This is a genomic window from Roseateles sp. P5_E11 (assembly GCF_054049355.1).
Genome location: NZ_JBFUMO010000701.1, coordinates 1 through 2,653, shown reverse-complemented (window position 1 = coordinate 2,653; position 2,653 = coordinate 1). Strand labels below are relative to the sequence as shown.

The following is a 2,653-nucleotide window of genomic DNA, read 5'->3' as shown; positions in this document are numbered from 1 at the left end:
GGCCTTGGCCTCGCCGCCGAACTTCTTGGACAGCACGGTCGCGATTGCCGCGGTCAGCGTGGTCTTGCCGTGGTCAACGTGGCCAATCGTGCCCACGTTCACGTGCGGCTTGGTCCGTTCAAACTTGCCTTTTGCCATTTTCTTGACTCCAGAGAAAGAGCATTGCCAGTCGGTTGGTTTTGCGTTTCCTCGTGAACCGGAAATCCCTGGTGACTGGCAACCCAGGGCGATCCACGAGAAGACGGCGGCGCAAGCCTCAGGCTCGCGCCGGCTTCTGAATCAGTGGGGTCGGAGCTGCTACGCAGGTCCAACCCCAGACCATTACTTTCCGCGAGCGGTAATAATGGCGTCGGCCACGTTCTTCGGAGCTTCGCTGTAGTGCTTGAACTCCATCGTGTACGTGGCACGGCCTTGCGACATCGAGCGCAGGGTCGTCGAGTAGCCGAACATTTCCGACAGCGGCACTTCGGCCTTGATGGCCTTGCCGCCACCGACCATGTCGTCCATGCCCTGCACCATGCCGCGGCGGCTGGACAGATCGCCCATCACGTTGCCGGCATAGTCTTCAGGCGTCTCGACTTCCACGGCCATCATCGGCTCCAGGATCACCGGCGAAGCCCTGCGGCAGCCTTCCTTGAAGCCCAGGGACGCAGCCATCTTGAACGCGTTTTCGTTCGAGTCGACATCATGGTACGAACCGAAGGTCAGCGTGACCTTGACGTCCACAACCGGGAAGCCAGCCAGCACGCCGTTCGGCAGGGAGTCGATAACACCCTTTTCGACCGCGGGGATGTATTCGCGCGGCACCACGCCGCCCTTGATGGCGTCGACGAACTCGAAGCCCTTGCCAGCTTCCTGCGGCTCGACGGTCAGCACGACGTGGCCGTATTGGCCCTTGCCCCCGGATTGGCGCACGAACTTGCCTTCGACGTCCGAAGCCGTCTTGCGGATGGTTTCGCGGTAGGCCACTTGCGGCTTGCCGACGTTGGCTTCCACGCCGAACTCGCGCTTCATGCGGTCGACGATGATTTCCAGGTGGAGCTCGCCCATGCCGGAGATGATGGTCTGGCCCGACTCTTCATCGGTGCGCAGACGGAAGGACGGGTCTTCCTTGGCCAGGCGGCCCAGGGCGATACCCATCTTTTCCTGGTCGGCCTTGGTCTTGGGCTCGACGGCCTGCGAGATCACGGGCTCAGGGAAGACCATCTTTTCCAGCGTGATGATGCTGTCCGGGTCGCACAGGGTTTCGCCCGTGGTGACGTCCTTCAAGCCCACGCAGGCGGCGATGTCGCCGGCCAGAATTTCCGAGATTTCTTCACGCTGGTTGGCGTGCATCTGCAGGATCCGGCCGATGCGTTCCTTCTTGCCGCGGATCGGGTTGTAAACCGAGTCGCCCGACTTCAGCACGCCCGAGTAGACGCGCACGAAGGTCAGCTGGCCGACGTAGGGGTCGGTCATCAGCTTGAAGGCCAGCGCAGCGAACTTCTCTTCGTCGATACGTTGGCGCACGACCGGCTTGTCGTCATCGTCGGTGCCAGGCACCGGCGGGATGTCAGCCGGCGAGGGCATGAAATCGATGATGCCGTCGAGCATGCGCTGCACGCCCTTGTTCTTGAAGGCGGTGCCGCAGAACATCGGCTGGATTTCAGCGGCGATCGTGCGCTTGCGGATGGCCGAGACGATTTCCTCTTCGTCCAGATCACCCGACTCCAGGTACTTGTTCATCAGCTCTTCGCTGGACTCAGCGGCGGCTTCGATGAGGTTTTCGCGCCACTTGACGGCCTCGGCCTGCAGGTCAGCCGGGATGTCTTCGTAGTTGAACTTCATGCCTTGCGAGGCTTCGTCCCAGATGATCGCCTTCATCTTGATGAGGTCGATCACGCCGGTGAACTTGTCTTCGGCGCCGATGGGGATGACGACGGGCACCGGATTAGCCTTGAGACGCAGCTTCATCTGGTCGTAGACCTTGAAGAAGTTCGCGCCGGTGCGGTCCATCTTGTTGACGAACGCGAGGCGGGGCACCTTGTACTTGTTGGCCTGGCGCCAGACGGTTTCCGACTGGGGCTGCACGCCACCGACGGCGCAATAGACCATGCAGGCACCGTCCAGCACGCGCATCGAGCGCTCGACTTCAATCGTGAAGTCGACGTGCCCGGGGGTGTCGATGATGTTGATGCGGTGCTCGGGTCGAGCCAGGTCCATGCCCTTCCAGAAGCAGGTCGTGGCAGCAGAGGTGATCGTGATGCCACGCTCTTGCTCTTGCTCCATCCAGTCCATCGTGGCGGCGCCGTCATGCACCTCACCGATCTTGTGGTTCACGCCGGTGTAGTAAAGGATGCGCTCGGTCGTGGTGGTCTTGCCGGCATCGATGTGCGCAGAGATACCGATGTTGCGGTAGCGCTCGATGGGGGTTTTGCGGGCCATGGTTTGCTCCAGAAGACAGGAGCCGCCAGCGGGTTGGTAGAAACCCGAGGCGGCTGAAAGACAGTGAGTTTAGAAGCGGAAGTGCGAGAAAGCCTTGTTGGCTTCAGCCATGCGGTGAACTTCGTCGCGCTTCTTCATCGCGCCGCCACGGCCTTCAGCGGCCTCCAGCAATTCATTGGCCAGGCGCTGGGCCATCGACTTCTCACCGCGCTTGCGAGCGGATTCCTTC

General features: G+C 61.6%; 2 protein-coding genes and 1 pseudogene. All 3 read right to left on the bottom strand.

Features of this window, described 5'->3' with window-relative positions; genetic code table 11:
- On the bottom strand, positions 1-138 hold a 138-nt coding region (locus ACXJKR_RS29385; RefSeq protein WP_253251337.1), incomplete at its 3' end, for a GTP-binding protein.
- A 183-nt stretch (positions 139-321) separates the two neighbouring features.
- Positions 322-2,424: an elongation factor G gene (gene fusA / locus ACXJKR_RS29380; protein ID WP_056194779.1), complete on the bottom strand. Its 2,103-nt coding sequence runs from the start codon at positions 2,422-2,424 to the stop codon at positions 322-324.
- A gap of 69 nt (positions 2,425-2,493) precedes the next feature.
- A pseudogene (locus tag ACXJKR_RS29375) lies at positions 2,494-2,653 on the bottom strand (30S ribosomal protein S7); the annotation flags it as partial.